20 protein-coding genes and 2 tRNA genes are annotated in these 18430 nt (G+C 49.7%); 1 reads left to right on the top strand and 21 read right to left on the bottom strand.

What is annotated here, in order from left to right; genetic code table 11:
• Positions 1 to 46 precede the first annotated feature (46 nt).
• The 16 genes from DW931_RS11545 to DW931_RS16495 all read right to left on the bottom strand — a co-directional run bounded on the left by DW931_RS11545 (position 47) and on the right by DW931_RS16495 (position 14842).
• Positions 47 to 661, bottom strand: coding sequence for a cytidylate kinase-like family protein (locus DW931_RS11545; protein ID WP_118469340.1), 615 nt, complete (start codon positions 659 to 661; stop codon positions 47 to 49).
• A 319-nt stretch (positions 662 to 980) separates the two neighbouring features.
• Positions 981 to 1556 carry a biotin transporter BioY gene (locus DW931_RS11540; RefSeq protein ID WP_118469341.1) on the bottom strand — a complete coding sequence of 192 codons (576 nt, stop codon included), beginning with the start codon at positions 1554 to 1556 and terminating at the stop codon, positions 981 to 983.
• An 18-nt stretch (positions 1557 to 1574) separates the two neighbouring features.
• On the bottom strand, positions 1575 to 2528 hold the full coding sequence (gene bioB / locus DW931_RS11535; RefSeq protein ID WP_118469342.1) for a biotin synthase BioB: 954 nt from the start codon (positions 2526 to 2528) through the stop codon (positions 1575 to 1577).
• Between the two features lie 347 nt (positions 2529 to 2875).
• Complete coding sequence (gene hydF, locus DW931_RS11530) at positions 2876 to 4075, bottom strand: [FeFe] hydrogenase H-cluster maturation GTPase HydF (protein WP_118469343.1); 1200 nt, start codon at positions 4073 to 4075, stop codon at positions 2876 to 2878.
• Between the two features lie 19 nt (positions 4076 to 4094).
• On the bottom strand, positions 4095 to 5522 hold the full coding sequence (gene hydG, locus DW931_RS11525; RefSeq protein WP_022358886.1) for a [FeFe] hydrogenase H-cluster radical SAM maturase HydG: 1428 nt from the start codon (positions 5520 to 5522) through the stop codon (positions 4095 to 4097).
• Positions 5523 to 5687: 165 nt separating this feature from the next.
• The gene (hydE, locus tag DW931_RS11520) at positions 5688 to 6743 is read right to left on the bottom strand and encodes a [FeFe] hydrogenase H-cluster radical SAM maturase HydE (protein WP_243015261.1); all 1056 of its coding nucleotides are present in this window, start codon (positions 6741 to 6743) and stop codon (positions 5688 to 5690) included.
• A gap of 90 nt (positions 6744 to 6833) precedes the next feature.
• Positions 6834 to 7100 (bottom strand): TM1266 family iron-only hydrogenase system putative regulator, encoded by a 267-nt coding sequence (locus tag DW931_RS11515; RefSeq protein WP_022358889.1) that lies wholly within the window; start codon positions 7098 to 7100, stop codon positions 6834 to 6836.
• 506 nt (positions 7101 to 7606) lie between these two features.
• The gene (locus DW931_RS11510; protein ID WP_022358890.1) at positions 7607 to 8371 is read right to left on the bottom strand and encodes an amino acid ABC transporter ATP-binding protein; all 765 of its coding nucleotides are present in this window, start codon (positions 8369 to 8371) and stop codon (positions 7607 to 7609) included.
• Positions 8372 to 8391: 20 nt separating this feature from the next.
• Entirely contained in the window at positions 8392 to 9042 is a 651-nt protein-coding gene (locus DW931_RS11505; protein ID WP_333489850.1) for an amino acid ABC transporter permease, read from the bottom strand.
• A 199-nt stretch (positions 9043 to 9241) separates the two neighbouring features.
• On the bottom strand, positions 9242 to 10099 hold the full coding sequence (locus DW931_RS11500; protein ID WP_118293963.1) for an amino acid ABC transporter substrate-binding protein: 858 nt from the start codon (positions 10097 to 10099) through the stop codon (positions 9242 to 9244).
• Between the two features lie 290 nt (positions 10100 to 10389).
• On the bottom strand, positions 10390 to 10656 hold the full coding sequence (gene rpsR, locus DW931_RS11495) for a 30S ribosomal protein S18 (RefSeq protein ID WP_022358893.1): 267 nt from the start codon (positions 10654 to 10656) through the stop codon (positions 10390 to 10392).
• Between the two features lie 77 nt (positions 10657 to 10733).
• A complete protein-coding gene (locus DW931_RS11490; protein WP_022358894.1) occupies positions 10734 to 11195 on the bottom strand; it encodes a single-stranded DNA-binding protein in 462 nt (153 codons plus the stop codon).
• A 25-nt stretch (positions 11196 to 11220) separates the two neighbouring features.
• Positions 11221 to 11508, bottom strand: coding sequence for a 30S ribosomal protein S6 (gene rpsF, locus DW931_RS11485; protein WP_107001800.1), 288 nt, complete (start codon positions 11506 to 11508; stop codon positions 11221 to 11223).
• A gap of 240 nt (positions 11509 to 11748) precedes the next feature.
• Entirely contained in the window at positions 11749 to 11943 is a 195-nt protein-coding gene (locus tag DW931_RS11480; protein ID WP_022358896.1) for a DUF951 domain-containing protein, read from the bottom strand.
• A 23-nt stretch (positions 11944 to 11966) separates the two neighbouring features.
• The gene (locus DW931_RS11475) at positions 11967 to 12689 is read right to left on the bottom strand and encodes an NAD-dependent protein deacylase (protein ID WP_118469346.1); all 723 of its coding nucleotides are present in this window, start codon (positions 12687 to 12689) and stop codon (positions 11967 to 11969) included.
• A gap of 98 nt (positions 12690 to 12787) precedes the next feature.
• The gene (locus DW931_RS16495; RefSeq protein WP_118469347.1) at positions 12788 to 14842 is read right to left on the bottom strand and encodes a GNAT family N-acetyltransferase; all 2055 of its coding nucleotides are present in this window, start codon (positions 14840 to 14842) and stop codon (positions 12788 to 12790) included.
• Positions 14843 to 15170: 328 nt separating this feature from the next.
• Here DW931_RS16495 and DW931_RS11465 point away from each other — a divergent pair, with 328 nt between their 5' ends.
• Positions 15171 to 16535 carry an MATE family efflux transporter gene (locus DW931_RS11465; protein ID WP_118469348.1) on the top strand — a complete coding sequence of 455 codons (1365 nt, stop codon included), beginning with the start codon at positions 15171 to 15173 and terminating at the stop codon, positions 16533 to 16535.
• On the opposite strand, the gene DW931_RS11460 is transcribed toward DW931_RS11465, so the two are convergent.
• From DW931_RS11460 to DW931_RS11440, 5 genes are all read right to left on the bottom strand, one after another.
• A complete protein-coding gene (locus DW931_RS11460; RefSeq protein ID WP_118469349.1) occupies positions 16512 to 16715 on the bottom strand; it encodes a hypothetical protein in 204 nt (67 codons plus the stop codon). The two genes, DW931_RS11465 and DW931_RS11460, sit on opposite strands and share 24 nt — an antisense overlap.
• Before the next feature lie 90 nt (positions 16716 to 16805).
• Complete coding sequence (locus tag DW931_RS11455) at positions 16806 to 17531, bottom strand: hypothetical protein (RefSeq protein ID WP_207664450.1); 726 nt, start codon at positions 17529 to 17531, stop codon at positions 16806 to 16808.
• 87 nt (positions 17532 to 17618) lie between these two features.
• A complete protein-coding gene (locus DW931_RS11450; protein ID WP_022358901.1) occupies positions 17619 to 18005 on the bottom strand; it encodes a thioesterase family protein in 387 nt (128 codons plus the stop codon).
• 206 nt (positions 18006 to 18211) lie between these two features.
• Positions 18212 to 18282, bottom strand: a tRNA-Cys gene (locus DW931_RS11445).
• Positions 18283 to 18287: 5 nt separating this feature from the next.
• Positions 18288 to 18359: transfer RNA gene (locus DW931_RS11440), tRNA-Glu, on the bottom strand.
• Between the last annotated feature and the right edge of the window lie 71 nt (positions 18360 to 18430).

The raw sequence follows: 18430 nt of genomic DNA, 5'->3' as shown, positions 1-18430 counted from the left end.
GATATCCTCATATCGACTGCATGAAACTATAAATGCCACTCTTCTTTTACTTCACCGCCTGGCAAATCAACTCCACGCACTTCTCAATTCCCAAATCTCCACTGTTCAGCATCAGATCATAGTTGTCTCTGTCGCCCCAGCGTTGATTCGTATAGTTTTCATAGTAGATCCGACGGCGTTTGTCGGTCTGGTGCATAAATTCATCAATATGCTCTTCCAGATCCCCGTACTCATCAATCGCGCGGCGAAGCCGGATATCACGATCCGCATAAACAAAGACACGCAGTACATCCGGACGGCTTTTCAGAATATAATCGGCACATCTGCCGATGAATACGCAGCTTCCGCGCTTTGCCGCCTCCTCGATCGCCTTCTTCTGCGCCACATAGATCTGCTCTGTCAATGGCAGTTCACTGAGCTTCGGCTCCTTCGGATAGGAAAGTCCATACAAAGTTCCCATCGCGAAATTGTAAAGCAGACTATTTGTCAGGCGCTGCTCACGATCCGCAATAATTTCCGCCGGAAAACCGATCTCCTTCGCAGCAGCATCGATCAATTCCTTATCATAAAATTCCATTCCCAGTTTTTTAGCCGCTGCCAGACCAATCTCACGACCTCCGCTTCCATATTCACGACTGATAGTGATAATCTTTTTCTCCATACAACTGCCTCCTCCCTGTTCCTCCGGAACTCCCTCTTTTTTCTGTCTTTAGTATAACATATGCCTCAAAATTGTTCAAGTTTAGTCGCATATTCTTCTTATTTTTCTGTATCTTATTCCATATATGTAATTATTTCTGTTTTCTTTTGCTTTTATTTTTCTCTTTTCTTCTTACTTTCTATAAAATTTCAACTAACTTCTTCGTTTCATTCACAAAAAAAATGGGTGAAAGCGTTTTATGTATTCCACCTTCACCCATCTGACCTTCATTTTAAATTATCATTTTATCTAAACTGTCGTTTTTACCGTCAAACACTTTTTAGTCTCCTAACCGGTAAATTTCCCGGCGCAGCTTCGGTCCGATCAAAACTGTGAAAATGATTTTGACTGCATCGCCCGGCAGATACGGGATAACGCCCACACCCAGTCCGGCTACAAAGGTCATGTTAAGCTGACCTGCCAGCCATACCGTTCCGAAAATATAGCAAATTGCCAGTCCCAATACCATGCCTACGATATGCAGGGCTACTTTGCCCGGAAAATGATCTACGAAAAATCCAACAATCAGCGCCATCAGGATAAATCCGACGAGATAGCCGCCGGTCGGTCCTGCCAGTTTACCGACTCCTGCCGTAAATCCGGAAAATACCGGAATGCCCACCATGCCAAGCAGCATATAAATCAGGTAACTGATCGTGCAAGCTTTCATTCCCAGCACATATGCCGCCAGATAAATAGCAAGGTTTGTAAAGGAAATCGGAACCGGGCTGAATGGAAGCGGAATCGAGAGCGGTCCCAGAATACAGGTTATCGCCGTCATCACGCCAATCAGCGCCATCCGTTTGGTTGTAAAGTAAGGTCTGTGCTCCGCTTCTGCAGAAAGTATTTTACTCATGATATGGATACTCCTTTTTTATAATGTGAAACCCATAGCCGCCAACATCTCCTGGTCCTCGCTGATGCGGTTTCCGGAAGTTGTCAGCATATCTCCGGTGATGGCTGCATTCGCGCCGGAGCGGAATGCCCGTTCGCCGGAATGTTCCATTGAATTTCGTCCTGCTGCCAGACGGACCATCGCAGTCGGATTGATATAGCGGAAAATAGCAATCGTCCGCAGGATCTCATTCTCCGAAAGCGCTGCCTGATGTTCCAGCGGCGTGCCCGGAATCGGACGCAGGATATTGATCGGAATTGACTTGATTCCAAGCTCGCTCAGCGTGATTGCCATGTCGATCCGGTCTTCCCAGGTTTCTCCCATGCCGATGATACCGCCGGAACAAACGGAAAGTCCCGCCGCCTGCGCACGCCGGATGACCTCCAGCTTGTCCTCAAATGTATGTGTGGTACAGATATTCGGGAAATTTCTCCGGGAAGTCTCAATATTAGCATGATACCGTCCCACGCCCGCCTCTTTCAGACGGTTGAAATCTTCCTGTGACAGAAGTCCGTGGGAGGCGCAGAGCTCTACCTTGCATTCCTTCTTCATAGCGCGGTATGCCCGAAGCGCCTTCTCCATTTCCGCTCCCGTCAGCGCACGTCCCGCCGTCACGATGGAGTAACGATGTACTTTCTTTGCCTCATGACGCTTGCAGTCCTCCAGAATCTCCTCTGGCTCCAGAAATGGATATTCTTCCACCTTCGTATGATGACAGGCTGACTGCGCGCAAAACTTGCAGTCCTCGCCGCAGCGTCCGCTTCGTCCATTAATGATAGAACACAGATCCACATGGTTTCCGCAGAGCTCCTTCCGGATTTTATCAGCTCCCGCACAAAGCTCATCCAGATCCTCACTCAATAAAAAGCTTAAATCCTCGCCCCGTTTCAGACGGCGTCCCTTTATAATCTCTTCTGCCAGTTGTAAACTCATATCTTCTACTCCTTATCAAAATCAAAACACTTTTTCTTTAGTTATCCTTCGGTCAAACTCAAAAATATCCCATTTTTCTCATTTAGCTAACTTTCGCTATTATAAACCGTTGATTTTTAAATGTCAACATACCAGATTAATATAGTTTACATTCTGGCATCTGCGAAATCTAAAAACTGCTTCACGCGAGTGCACATCCTCGCGGAGCGTTTTTTCATAGGACGCAATTTCTTATGAAAAAAGCTGCTGTCCGACAGGCATTTCCATCGTCCAGCAACTTTATCCGCCTTTATTTCTAAATTTCTAATTATTTACGCTCTTTCCGTTCATTTCTCCGCCCAAATTTCCTACCTGACCGGCTCCAGTGCCCCCATGCTCCGTTTCAAAATTCCCTTCATATAGGCAATCAAAATCCCATAATTGGTCATCGGGATCTCCTGATCGGCAGCGCTGCGAAGACGGCTCTTCATCTCCCGCGCATTCAGCATACAGCCGCCGCAATGAACGATCAGCTTATAGCCGGACACATCCTCCGGAAATTCCGTCCCCGACGTAAAATGAAACTCCGGCGCTTTTCCCGTGTACTGGCTGATCCAGTCCGGCAGCTTCTCCGTGCCGATGTCACCGCACTGGCGATGATGTGTACAGCCCTCGGAAATAAGGATCGGATCTCCGTCCTGTATCATTTCCAGCGCTTTTGCGCCCTCTGCCGCCTGTTTCAGATCCCCCTTATACCGCGCAAACAAAATGGAAAAGGAAGTCAGACGCACCTGCGGCGGCGTCAGCCGGTCTACCAGCGGAAATACCTGGCTGTCCGTGATTACCAATGCCGGATCTTCTTTCAATTTTGCAAACGTCTCCGAAAGTTCACTTTCCCGGCAGACAAACGGCATCGCACCGATGTCCAGCAGATCCCGGATGACCTGCTGCTGCGGCAGAATCAGCCGCCCCTTCGGCGCCGCCTTGTCAATCGGAACAACCAGAATTACCGTATCAAACGGTTTTACTAGATCAGCAGCCAGCCGTTTTTCATCCGTCTCCTGTGACGTAAGACGTGCCATTTGCTCTTTTAACTGCTGGATTCCTTCTCTCGTCCGGGCACTCACATAGGCGGTATGTTCCACAACCGGTTCCTGTTCCGATTTTCCCGTCAGCAAATCCATCTTATTGTAAACCACCAGATACGGGATTTCCTTCTTCTCAAACAGCCGGATCATCTCTTCTTCCCAGCTGCTGATTCCTTCCACCGCATCCACCACCAGGACTGCCAGATCCGCCTTATTTAAGACTTGACGAGTCTTGCCAACTCTCTTTAAGCCCAGCTCGCCCTCATCGTCGATTCCAGGCGTGTCGATGATAACCACCGGACCGAGCGGCAGAAGCTCCATCGATTTATAGACCGGATCGGTCGTCGTCCCCCGGATGTCCGACACAATCGCCAGCTCCTGCCCGGTCACCGCATTGACCAGACTCGATTTTCCCGCATTTCTCCGTCCAAAAAACGCGATATGTACCCGCTCGCCGGACGGCGTCTCATTCATTCCCATTTTGATCCTCCTGATTTAGTTAAAACCTGAAATCCCGCTGCCCCTTTTCAATTTCAACCAGATTTTTTCTCACGATCTCCTGCACTTTTTCTTTCGGAATCGAACCGATCTCCGCCTGAATCAGCTTCTCTCCAATCTCTTTCGTCCCCGGCGCCGCATAATCCTCCAGATACTCCTTGAGCGTCATCAGCGCATTCGGATGACAACAGTTCTGAATCTGCCCGCTCTTGCACAGGCTCATAAATCGGTCGCCCGTCCGTCCTTCCCGGTAGCACGCCGTACAGAAGCTTGGGATATAGCCTAATTCCATCAGCCAGCGGACCACCTGGTCGAGTGTCCGGTTGTCGCTCACATCGAACTGCGCCGAATTTTCCTCCTCCGGCTCTTCCTCTGCATATCCGCCGACACTGGTGCGGGAACCGCCGCTGATCTGCGATACGCCCAGCCGCAGCACCCGCTCCCGACAGGCTTTGCTCTCTCTTGTTGAGATAATCATGCCCGTGTACGGAACTGCCACCCGGATGCAGGCTACGATCTTCTCAAAAATATCGTCGCTGATGCCGTTGTCAAAGGTCGATGGGTCGATATCGTCCGCCCGGCGGATGCGCGGCACACTGATGGTGTGCGGACCAACACCAAAAACTGCCTCCAGATGTTCCGCGTGCATCAAAAGTCCTGCAAATTCATACCGGTACAACTCCAGACCAAATAAAACGCCGATTCCTACATCGTCGATACCGCCCTCCATCGCGCGGTCCATCGCCTCCGTGTGATAACAGTAATTGTGCTTTGGTCCCGTCGGGTGCAGGCGCTCATAGCTCTCCTTATGGTACGTCTCCTGGAACAGGATGTACGTTCCGATTCCCGCCTCTTTCAGCTTCCGGTAATTCTCCACCGTCGTCGCCGCAATATTGACATTGACCCGGCGGATCGCCCCGTTTTTATGCTTGATACTGTAAATTGTCTTGATACTGTCCAGCACATATTCAATCGGATTGTTAACCGGATCCTCGCCCGTCTCCAGCGCCAGACGTTTATGTCCCATATCCTGAAGCGCAATTACCTCCCGCCGGATTTCCTCCTGCGTCAGCTTCTTTCTGGCAATGTGCTTGTTTTTCATGTGGTATGGACAGTACACGCAGCCATTCACGCAGTAATTCGACAGATACAGCGGCGCAAACATGACGATCCGGTTTCCGTAGAAATCCTGCTTGATCTGGCGCGCCAGCTCAAAGATCTCCTCCACCTTTTCCGGGATCTCGCAGTCAAGAAGCACTGCCGCCTCGCGGTGGCTCAGCCCTTTTCGAAGCCGCGCCTTCGCCAGAATCTGGTCAATCAGTTCCACGTTGTTTTTGTTCTTCTCGGCATAGGAAAGAGTCTCTAAAATTTCCTCATGGTTGATAAATTCCTCTGCCTTTTGGGATGATGGGTTGTAATTGTAACTCATAGTTTCTTCTCCTTTTCTTACAGGTCAGGATGATAGCTGTCATGTTTTCCTCCGGAATTATCAATTTCAAAAATGCCAGCATGATCAGCCGTCCATCGCGTCCTTCCCCGTCAGTTTATTTATCTGTAAGCATTTTTCGATGCCAACAAACCAAATCGCAGGCTTTTACCCCTTATAATCTCCCCGGTCGATGACTACCTCGTACCCGATGCTTTCCATGCGCCTCTTCATGCAGTTGATGCACTCCGCCGCCTCGTCTCCCGTACAGATTTTATTGTCATAAAGCATATATTTGGCGCGCACCCCGACCGGAGACAGGTTCGGCATCACGACGTTTCCGCCTGCCAGAATCCCCAGTTCGCGTCCCATCGGATGAATCGTTCCGAGCGCTGTCGTCGCCGGAAGCAGCACTTTCGGCTTCAGCAGGCGAAGCAGCCCTAAAAGAAACAGTGTCTCTTCCAACGTTCCTGCTGCCTTCCCGCCAAACGGAGTGTCGTGCTGCGGAATAAACGGACCGATTCCCACCATTTCCGGATCCAGTTCTTCGATAAAACGCATATCTCCCGCCAGACAGCGCGCCGTCTGGTGCGGAGAACCGACCATAAAACCGCATCCGGTCTGATAACCAAGCGCCTTTAAATCACGCAGGCACTGCATCCGGTGTTCAAATGACATCTCTGCCGGATGCAGTCTCGCGTAATGGCACGCGTCCGCCGTCTCATGGCGCAGCAGATACCGGTCCGCCCCTGCCTCTTTCCAGCGTTTCAACGTATCATACTTCTTTTCTCCGAGCGACAAAGTAATCGCACAATCTGGGAATTCCGCCCGGATCGCCTGCACCATCTCCAGCACCCAGTCGTCCGTCATCGCCGGATCCTCACCGCCCTGCAAAACAAAGGTGCGGAATCCCAGCTGATAACCATTCTCACAGCAGGAAAGAATCTCCTCCCGACTCAGGCGGTACCGGCTTGCATTTCGATTGCTCCTTCGGATGCCGCAATAAAGACAGTCGTTTTTGCAATAATTGCTGCACTCAATGAGTCCCCGCACATACACCGCTTTTCCGTACTCTCTTTCCCGGATGCAGCGCGCTTTTTCAAAGAGGTAGTCCGCCAGCTCCGGTGAACGTCCCTCGATCAGACTGACCCACTCATCCTCCGTCAGGGACTCCCCCGCTTCCAGACGGTCAATCAATCTCTTTAATTCTGTAATCGTTTCTATCTGTTCAGCGCCTGTACGGACCGCCTCCCGCCACCAGTCAGACGGTCGAAGTCCCGCGCGTGTAAAATCTGCCATTCCGCCACCTCGTTTTCATTCCTGTGCTTCCGGTGCCTTCGAATACAGCGCCTTCGAAGAAATCCCCCGCAGCATCCCCAACTTCCCGGACAGCGCACTGATCACATCACCCGGCGCGTCAATCACGACGCTGATAATATTCACGTTCCGTTTGTGGTAAGGAATCCCCATCCGCCCTACGATATACTGCCCGTACTGGTGCAGCACCTTATTCAACTCTTCCGTATCTCCCGTCTGATCGACCACAATACCGATCACGGCAACTCTTGATTCTGTCTCCATGTTTTTCCCTCATATCTTCCTGTTTATCTGTCCAAATTTTTCTCTACAACAGATACCATTTCAAATATCTCTGCTAAAAACCATGCTGCGATCCTGTCCTGCAAAATCTTCCATCCACAGGCACCACTTTTTCCAGACCCGCCTTTCTATAAAGCAAATGGATCAAAAAGAGCCCGCGTAGACGCGGACTCCATCCATCTCAAAAAGGGTATACGAATCTCCATGAACCGCTCCCCTTTCCTTCAAGACCCGTCTCAAACGTCAGCATCGCTTTTCACCACTTCCAGCATCGCCGGAACACTCGATTATTTCTGTTCCATTCCTTTTTGAAAGGTATCTACTGCCTCGCAAATCGGAATACTTGATAAAAGCGTATCACATTTACTGTAAAATTGCAAATAACACTTATATGCTTCCCCATAAAATGCTTCCCCATAAAAAACGGGCGTCGCCGATTTTCCACTCCAAAACCAGCAACGCCCATCTTCCATTTTCCTAATTATTTCTTACAGAATCTTACCATACCGTCCCAAAAAGCTCTTCGTTCTCTCATTATCCGAAGCAAACACCTTCTCCGGCGCGCCCTCCTCGACGATGAGTCCGTCTGCCATGAAGATCACGCGGTGGGAAATATCTTTTGCAAACGCCATCTCATGGGTAACAATCACCATCGCGATGTGCAGATCCGCTAACGACTTAATAACCTTTAATACTTCTCCCGTCAGCTCCGGATCCAGTGCGGAGGTCGGCTCGTCGAAAAACAGAATCTTCGGATTCAGTGCCAATGCACGGGCGATCGCCACACGCTGGCATTGACCGCCGGAGAGCTGGTACGGATAATAGTCCTCCTTATCCTCCAGACCCATTTTTTTCAGAAGCTCGCGCGCCTCTTTATAAACCGTCTCCTTGTCGCGCTTCTGCACATGGATCGGCGCGTCTGTGATATTTTTCAGCACAGAATAGTGCGGAAACAGGTTAAAATTCTGGAATACCAGACCGTACTGGCTGCGGATCTCCTTCATGTCCTTCTTATCCGCATAGCTGACCTTGCCATCCGCGCCCGTCCAGGCTGCTCTCTTTCCTAAATATACGATCTCGCCGTGGTCCATCGTCTCCAGCATCGTCGCGCAGCGCAGAAGCGTCGATTTACCCGAGCCGGACGGTCCGATGATGGACACGATCTCGCCCTCGCTCACACTCAGTGAAATATCCTTTAAAACCGACAGATCGCCGAATGATTTTTCCACATGATTTAATTCTAACAGGTTCATTTTCCACATTCCTCCCGCTTCTATCGGTAATAATCCAGCTTTTTCTCAATCCATTCCATTGCAACTGCCACAACCAGATTGAAAATATAGTAAAAGACGGCTGCTGCCACAAACGGCATCATATTCGTCTGGGATGCCGCCAGCGCCTTGGCGATTGAGAACATCTCCGCCACGCTCAACGTAAACGCCAGAGACGTATCTTTTACCAGCGTGATGACCTCATTCGTCACCGACGGAAGAATCCGCTTGATTACCTGCGGCAGGATGATCTTGAAGAAGGTCTGTGCCTTTCCATAACCCAGAATCTCCGCTGCCTCATACTGTCCGACCGGCATCGACTGGATGCCGCTGCGGTAAATCTCGGCAAAATATGCCGCATAGTTAATGACAAAACCGATGAAGGTAGCCCACAGACGGTAACTGCTGCCGACTTTGATGCGGAACAGATAATACGGTCCAAAATACACCACCATGAGCTGTAGCATCAGCGGCGTGCCTCGCATAATCGAAATATATACTTTTACAATCGTCTGGATCAGCTTGTTCTTCGACATACGCCCGAACGCGATCACGAGTCCTAACGGAAGTGAAAATAGCAGTGTGATCACAAAAATCTGTGTGCTGACTGCCATACCACCCGCAAGCTGTGTAATCATCTGCTGGAGTGTCATCTTACCCATAATTATTCCATACCTGCTTTCTAAAATGTAGATTCGTTACTGTTCACGCATACGTGCCCGGTAACGGAATGTGCTGTGACTTCACAGTTAAACACATAAACCGCGAATGGGGACTGCCATGAAATCATTCACAGCCGTCCCTATTCCTATTATTTAATAATGTTTCGTTTTTACAATCAACGATTAATTACTATTTGCCGACGGTAGTTACGTCCTTGCTAAACCATTTCTCAGAAACTTCCTGTAAGGTTCCATCCTCTGCCATCTCTTCCAGAGTGCTCTGAACTTTATCTCTTAACTCGGTGTTGCCCTTCTTGAAGCCTACGCCGTATTCTTCCTCAGAAAGGGAATCGTCCAGAATCTTGAAATCAGCGTTTCTCTGCTGAATCTGATAACCAGCTACGATTACGTCCATCGCAATGGCATCAACGGCGCCCTGCTCCAGATCCATGAATGCGGTGTTGTAATCAGCGGTTGTCAGAAGCTCCTTGAAAGTAGCGGTCAGTTCCGGTGCCTCTTTTAAAGCTGCCTCTGCGGAAGAATCTGCCTGAACCTCTACGATCTTGCCTGCCAGATCCGCCTGGCTGTTGATATCCGAATCATTGGCTACGACAAATACCTGCTGGTTTGCCATGTACGGCTCAGTCCAGGTGTAATCATCCTCACGACCCGTCATCGTAAATCCATTCCAGATGCAGTCGATATTGCCGGACTCAAGCTCCATATCTTTAGAATCCCAGGCAATCGGCTGTGCCTTATATTCCAGACCCAGACGTTTTGCAACTTCCTGTGCCAGCTCCAGGTCAAATCCGGTGTACTCGCCGTCATCGCCTACAAATCCCATCGGCGGGAAATCCTGATCAAAACCAACAATCAGAGTGCCGCCGTCGGTTGTCTTCGCCTCTTCTGCGGTGGTTTCCTCTGCCTGGCTCTCAGCCGCCTCTGTGTCTGCTGCGGTTGTCTCTGCTGCGCTGTTGCTGCTGCCACATGCGGTCATGGAAAGTGCCATTACTGCAGCCAGCGCTGCGCTCACAAATCTCTTTTTCATAATTAGTGTCCTCCTCATTTTCAGACAGTGGAAGCCGTTCTCCCTTTGCCGGTTTCCGTCTCGCTTTTTAATATGCTACCATATTAGCATACTAAAGTGTTTTTGTAAAGCACTTATTTTCGAAATCTGTTTTTTTGTGTAATAGGGAATTCCATGGAATTTCCTATTATACAAAAAGGGATCCCACATGATCTCTCACATGGAATCCCAATCATTTTTATCCTCAATAATTGAGTGAAATTTGAGTAAAAATCTTCCTTTACCCTTAAAAAACTCTTATTTTACAAGGATTACTCGCAAACATACGGCATCAGGGACAGATGTCTTGCTCTCTTGATAGCTACAGTCAGAGCTCTCTGATGTTTAGCACAGTTGCCAGTGATACGTCTCGGAAGGATTTTTCCTCTCTCGGATACGTATCTCTTTAATTTATTTGTATCTTTGTAATCGATTTCGCCGTTCTTCTCGCCGCAGAATACACAAACTTTTTTTCTTCTACGCATACCGCCTCTTCTGATCTTGGAAGCGTCTGTTTTATCGCCTTTATTGAATGCCATTGGTCTTTCCTCCTTCACACACATCAGCCTGATGGCGCTCTCGCGCACTCCGTCCGCCGGGGGACCGATTCCCGAACCTAGTTGAACGGAAGGCCTTCGTCTTCTACTCCATCAGGAATATTCATGAATCCATCGCCGATTGCGCTGGACGGAGCCGGGCGCTCTGCCGGACGGTAACCGCCGTCGCTGTTGCCAGATGCCGCATTCTTGCTCTCTGCAAATTCCTGATCCTCTACAATCACTTCTGTCGTATATACTTTCTGGCCGTCACGATTGGTATAGCTGCCAGTCTGAATTCTTCCGGTTACTACGAGCTTGGTTCCCTGATGAAAATACTTCTCAGCGAATTCGCCTGCTCTGTCAAATGCAACACACGGAATGAAATCCGCTGTCTGTGCGCTGTCGTCTCCGTTTCCGCCTCTGCGGCCTCTGCGGTCTACTGCCAGCGTGTATCTGGCGATTGCCATAGCTCTCTCGCCCTGAGAGTATCTCACTTCCGGATCTCTCGTTAATCTGCCCATCAGAATTACTTTATTCATACGATCACTCTTTCTTTATCTACTCTTACGCATCCTGTCTTACGCATAAGTATCTGATAACCGGCTCCATGATGCGGATGTGGTTCTCCACCTCATTCGGGCATACGGAATCAGACTCGAAATGTACGAAGTAGTAGAATCCTTCTTTCATTTTCTGAATCTCGTAAGCAAGTCTCTTCTTGCCCCATTCATCAATGTCAGTTACTGTACCGCCGAAACGTGTGATGTAACCTGTTACTTTCTCCATCGCTGCGGCTCTCTCTTCGTCCTCGAGTTTTGCGCTAAGAACAACTGCTAATTCATATTTGTTCATGCTCTTTCTTACCTCCTTGTGGTCACTGACCCCCTGACTCCAGCAGGGAGTAAGGATTTTTGTGTTATATATTACCGAATATCTATGATACCAAAAAAGGAACGGCTTGGCAAGCACTTTTTCGAGATTTTCTATGTAAATTTTCTCGTTTTTTCCGGGCTTTCTGCCCCTTCTTACTGCATTCTTTTACTGACTGCCAGATCATGAAGCTGCCTGCATCTGTACGCCCACCCGCCGCTCTTATTCGGACTTCTCTCCCGCTTTTTTCAGTCCTCTGGTACTCTTTTCTACCAATGGTCGTGCCATCATCACCTGATGCCCGCAGCCGGCACATTTCAAACGGAAATCCGCGCCGACCCGCAGGATCTCCCACTCATGGCTGCCGCACGGGTGCGGCTTTTTGAGTTTTACAATATCTCCAACCTCGTATACCATTTCCTCTCTCCCCTGTTACTACCTTATACTCCGACCGCGTCCCCCAGCACCTTCCCAATGCTGTCGCTGATAACCAGATCCGCCTGACCATCGCGCGAGGTCGCTGATTTATTGATCAGAACCAGTTTATTTCCATGATAATAATCAATCAGCCCCGCTGCCGGGTACACCACCAGCGAGGTACCGCCGATGATCAGCATATCTGCCTTGCGGATATGGGCAATTGACCGCTCAATTACCTCATTGTCCAGTCCTTCCTCATACAGCACGACATCCGGCTTGATCACGCCGCCGCAGCCGCACTTCGGCACGCCCTTCATCTTCAAAATATCATCCAATCCGTAAAACCTGCCGCAGCGCGTACAATGGTTGCGGAGCACCGATCCGTGCAGCTCCAGCACCTCTTTGCTGCCTGCTGCCTGGTGCAGCCCGTCGATATTCTGGGTAATAACCGCTTTCAGCTTTCCTTCCTGCTCCAGCTTCGCCAGCGCCAGATGCGCCCGGTTCGGCTTTGCATTCGGGAACAGCATCTTATTGCGGTAAAACCGGTAAAATTCCTCTGGCTTTCTCATATAAAAGCTGTGGCTTAAAATCGTTTCCGGCGGATAGTCATACTCCTGATGGTACAGCCCGTCCGTGCTTCTAAAATCCGGGATATTGCTCTCGGTCGAAACACCCGCCCCGCCAAAAAATACAATATAATTTGACTCATTAATCCATTTTTTTAATATGTCTGTCTCTCCCATCTGACGCACTCTCCTCTCCTTTTTCTGAAAACATACTGTTTCTATTAGTTTACATAAAGTCAGCATATTTTCTATACTATACAATTACAGCACGCACTCTACACAATCTCATCCAGATACACGCCGTTCACCGTATCAACCTGTGCCAGAATCTCTGCCAGCTCCTTATTTTCAAACTGTCCGCCCCAGATTTCTTCCGCTTTCCGGCAGCCAAACAGCCAGCTTACCAGCTCTTCCGGCTTCGTCTCCAGCCATATGGAAACATTTTCCGTGCAGCCGCAGGTATCCGGCTCCGGTTTCCGCGCCTTCAGGCTGGAACCTGTCTCCCCAATCGTCCAGACAAATTCACCGTTGTTCATTTCCAGAATCGGATCGTTCATGCGGATGCCGAGTGTAAGCATACGTTTTTCTCCTCCCTGCTGCTCTGCCTGTTTTAAGCCAAATGCCGCCAGCAGCGCCCCGATATTCGTCAGGCGCGCCATATTCCACGGCTTCTCTCCTGTCTTGACCGTGTATGCGTCCTCCGCATACAAAAGCCGGTGTTCACGGACTTCCCAGCCCCAGTAGGCATCCAGACCAACCAGCCTGCCGTCCTGTTCCAGGAATTCCAGCGTGCCATTTTCGGAAGCCAGCTCCTTGATGAAACGGCTCATATACGCCGCATCCCGGCGCGTATACATCTCATACCGTGCTCCCAGCCACTGTTCCATATAGACAGCAGCCCGCCCGCAGTCCTCCGGCGTATCCTGGCACACCGTGCGCGTCAGCGTCTGTTTCGCCTCCTCGGTCAGCTCATAGAATGCCACATTTCCGATGAAGGTAAATCCCATCGGCGCATACACAGCCGGGTTGACTGGAACCAGATACGTGATCGGCTTTCCGGCTGCCTCCTCGTCGTGAAGCATTTTCACAAATACGTCCCGGAAATGTCCTTCGCGGCGGCGGCTCTCCTCGGTCGCCACCCCGACCAGATAATCGAGCTTCCAGAGGCGTCCACGCAGCTTCACCGCATACGGATTGTACTGCACCATCGAAATCAGAAGTCCATTATCCTTTTTCACCAGAATCTCGTTATCCTTCGTCTTTTCCTTATAATAATACTCGATAAAACTCTCCGAATCTTCCGGGAAACACATATGCCAGAGATGCTTCGTCTCGTCCTTATCCTCCGCGTCCAGATACGTCAGCACACTTCCCGCCGTCGTATTGGCGATCTGCTCCGCCCAGTGATAGCCCTTGCTGCCGTTTAACAGCTGTTCTACCAGATATTTGCGTGCATAATCCGCCGGATAATACGTCATTTTCGCCTTCCGGAGTCCCTCTAATCCCATATCGTCCTCGCGGTTGACCCACTCAGCCTCAGGAAATTCCTCTATCAGGAACTGTTGGTTGATAAACTGGTACAGACCGTTGATCTCCGGGTTTGCCTTCTCAATATGGATAACCGCCATATGTTCCACCGGATTGTAGCTTCCGATCGTAAATGCCTCCATCTGACCGTCGATATACACGCCGCCCATGTGGATGCTGAATTCTGAACAATTTTTCAGAATATCGTGAATGCCCTTTACCTCATAATCGAGATGTTCCTCGACCTCCTCGCCCTTCTGCTGTCTCCAGCGGTCCAGAAAAACCCAGACATCGTGGCTGTCCGAACAACACAGACGGCGGTACTCATAGCGCCCCTCATATTCGCGCTTAAATGCGTTGACGCGGTTTTTCTTCTTATGCAGTTTCTTTCCCGCCAGGGAACGCATCGCATCGCCGTTGTAGAGATAATCCCTCGAATCGACCTGCTCTTCCACCAGATATTTGTCCTCCGGCAGATTTAAATATTTCACTGCATACTCATCCGCCAGATTGATAACCAGCGGATATCCCAGTTCTTCATTAAAATACTCCTCAATCGCCGCAAACGCCCCTGGCAGGTCTTCCTCCCGGCACAGCGGCATCGCGGAAAAACAATGTCCTTCATTCTCCATCAGCCATAAAAGCGCCTTATTTTCCCAAATTGCATAACGGACATTATAATAATCTTTCCAGACATAGCTCTCCAGAAATACGCTGTCGCACGTCATATTGTGGCGCATCGCGTAAAACGGAAGCATCTCCTGGATACTGTTAACTTCAATTTTTTTAAACTCTAAACTCATGAAACCTCCTGTGTAAAATCAAAGTGGGTTTTATTTGCCTTCTCATATTATACCATAAATACTAAATTCAGCTATCGCCTTTGGCTCTGCTTCATTAAGTATTTAGATATGACTCGCACTAAGCTCGAAAACACCTCGCTAAGTGCTCATATTATACCACAAATTTCCTACTTAAAAACAAGGATTTTCTTCCCTTGACTCTATAATTATTGTAGACATTATAGTTATTTCTGATAAACTATACTCAGAAAATGATTTCTACGGCGTTTTCTTTCTGACGGCCGACGGCGGAGTCATCTATTTTTACCAGAAAGACGAGGATTTATTCATGGAAAAGAATCTCACCTCCGGCAGTGTGCTGAAAACAGTTATCTATTTTTCCCTGCCATACTTGTTATCTTATTTTTTGCAGACACTCTACGGCATGGCGGATCTGTTTATTATCGGGCAGTTTGGCGGTGTGGATGGGACGACGGCGGTCTCGGTCGGCAGTCAGGTCATGCATATGCTGACGGTTATGATCGTTGGTCTGGCGATGGGCGCAACGGTTCTCATCGGACGCGCGGTCGGCGCGGGTGACCGGAAGCTTGCGGCGCGCGGCATCGGTAACACGATTTCCTTATTTGCAGGTCTGTCCATTCTTCTGACCGGACTTCTGCTGACGACGGTTCACGGCATTATCAGGCTGCTGTCTGTCCCGGAGGAAGCGGTAAACGGCACCGCGGCATATCTGATGATCTGCTTTGCCGGCATCCCGTTCATCACCGCCTACAATATCATCAGCTCAATTTTCCGCGGCATGGGCGACTCCAAAAGTCCGATGTATTTCGTTGCAATCGCCTGTATTATCAATATTGCGCTTGATTACCTTTTAATGGGCGTGTTTTCGCTCGGTCCGTCCGGCGCGGCGCTCGGCACGACCCTGTCACAGATGTGCAGTGTCCTGATCGCCCTGGTCGTAATCATTAAAAAACGGATGTTTCCGGGTTTTCGTCTCCGTGACCTCCATCCACATAAGACTACCATAGCCTCCATCCTGCAGGTCGGAATCCCAGTTGCAATTCAGGACGGCTTTATACAGGTTTCTTTTCTGGTTATTACCATGTTTGCCAACCAGCGCGGATTAAATGATGCGGCGGCGGTCGGAATCGTTGAAAAGCTGATCGGAATCCTGTTTCTGGTTCCATCCTCGCTTCTCTCCACGGTTTCCGCCCTCTCCGCTCAAAATCTGGGCGCCGGAAAACCTGAGCGTGCCCGTCAGACGCTGCGCTACGCGATCTGCATCACATTTTCTTTCGGGCTGATCATCGCAATCGCCATGCAGTTTGCTGCCGGTGCCGCCGTCTCCCTCTTTACTGATGAGGCAGAGGTTGTCCGGCTCGGAACCCAGTATATGAAGAGCTATGTGCTGGACTGCATGATCGCCGGTATCCATTTCTGCTGCAGCGGTTTCTTCTGCGCCTGCGGACTGTCCGGGCTGTCGTTCCTGCACAACTGCATCTCGATCGTGGTAGCGCGCATCCCGCTGGCATGGCTCGCCTGCCGCTATTTCCCAGAAACACTGTATCCAATGGGACTCGCCGCGCCGATCGGATCTCTCATCTCCGTTGCCATCTGCCTGATTGCATTGCGGTGGATTAGACGGCATCCGGAAAAGCTGGTTATGAATTTACATCCAGTTGAAACTGAATAAATGCTGCATTCCCATCTGGATCTTGAAACTTCCATCCGCCAGTTCGACAAGTCTCAGACGGAAACAGCGGTCTGACCTGGAAAGGTCGATGTCGGCATTTCGCCGGAGGCTCCCTCCGTTCCGGGCACAGACAAATGGCAGGAAACTACCTGCATGGTTGTCCGCTTTCGCGGCAGCCATCAGGAAGCTCCTGCCCCATATAAAACTCTTCTGCAATTTATCCGGGAGCATTCTCTCCCCATCACCGGATTCTACCGTGAGATCACCCGCTTACTTTTCCCGCATCTCCAGCAGTCTCCATGCCTTCTTATTCTGGACTTCCAGCACGGAACCACAATATTCACACTTTTTCAACCCCAGCTTCTGAATCGGTGCACCGCAGTTTGGACAGATAAGCGAAACCGCTGCCCCTGCTGTTTTCGCATCCTCATAGACATATACCAGTTCCGTCTCATAAACCGTCTGAATCAGATTCGAATGCAGTTCTGACTGCATCTCAGGCGTTTTCTCATATTCAGTCATTTCCTCATACTCGACCGCCGACTCACACAGAATCCGGCAGAGTCCTTTTTCCTTCTGATAGCGGCTGATGACCGTCCGGTGAATATGTATCTTCTGATACTCTTTTTCCAGTTTTTTTCTCAATTCTGTCTCGATCTGAGCCTTCCACTCGCTCCAGTTAAACTCCGGGAAATCTTTTGCAATCTGCGGCAGGCACAGCCGGTCCATTCCCGCCAGCGAACGCGGTTTGGATGCGTCTGGCTGCGTCAAATCACCTTCCGATAAATGCTTTGCCACATACCGAAGCACCTGTACCTCCGGCGTACTCGCCAGCTGCCGTATTTTCCTCTTTATTTTGCGGTAAATCCACCAGACAAGCGCTGCCGCAATCAAAATGCCAATGATCCACCCTATCGTTTCTGTCCGCACCGCTGCCTCTCTTTCTATGTTGCTGCACACACACGTGACCAGTAACCTTTCTTTATCTCTATTCACACGCATGGCATACCACAAACTGATTTTGCCGCTCCCCCTTATTCCAGAACGGCAAAATCCGTGCATGATACTTAAACCTGATACTCCTTATTCCGCCTTGCTCGCTGCCTTGTCGCTCATCGCCTTTGAATTTACCATGATCCGCAGATGGGACCCTTCGCCGCATTTGCCCTTCTCATCGTTTACTTCAATATCAAACCACATTTTCCGGCGCTCAATGCTGCGGAGTTTTGCAGTCGCTGTTACCTTCATTCCCACCGGCGTCGGCGCCAGATGGCGGCAGTGAATCTCCGCTCCGACCGTCGTCTGTCCTTCCTCCAGATACGATTTCGCCAGTTCCAGCGCTGCCGCCTCCATCAGGGCCACCATATTCGGAGTAGACAAAATTTGGGAACCTGCGCTTCCGATTCGCTTTGCCGTCATCTCATCCGTTACTTCCCAGGTCAGGCTGTATTCCTGTAATTTTTCTGCCATTTTCGCTTCCTCCATATTATAAAATAATTTTGTCGCGGCTATGTTAAAATGCCGTTTCTTGAATGATTCTATTATAGCAGAAGATGCGAAAATCCGATAGCGCCATCTTACTTCACAGCGAATCAAACAGTTGAAATCCCGAAAATCCTTGTAAAATACGGCTTTTCAGGCATAAAAAAAGGAACCATCTTTCGATGATTCCTCAGAGGCGACAACCAGATTTGAACTGGTGATCAGGGTGTTGCAGACCCACGCCTTACCACTTGGCTATGTCGCCATAAATGACCCCAACGAGATTCGAACTCGTGTTACCGCCGTGAAAGGGCGATGTCTTAACCGCTTGACCATGGGGCCAGATATTAAATTAAAACTCCCCGAGTAGGACTCGAACCTACGACAGCGCGGTTAACAGCCGCGTGCTCTAC

The sequence above is a fragment of the Clostridium sp. AM43-3BH genome, assembly GCF_003479985.1.
GTDB lineage: Bacteria > Bacillota > Clostridia > Lachnospirales > Lachnospiraceae > Otoolea > Otoolea fessa.
Note: the sequence above shows the minus strand (reverse complement) of the source record. Positions and strands in the feature narration are given on the sequence as shown.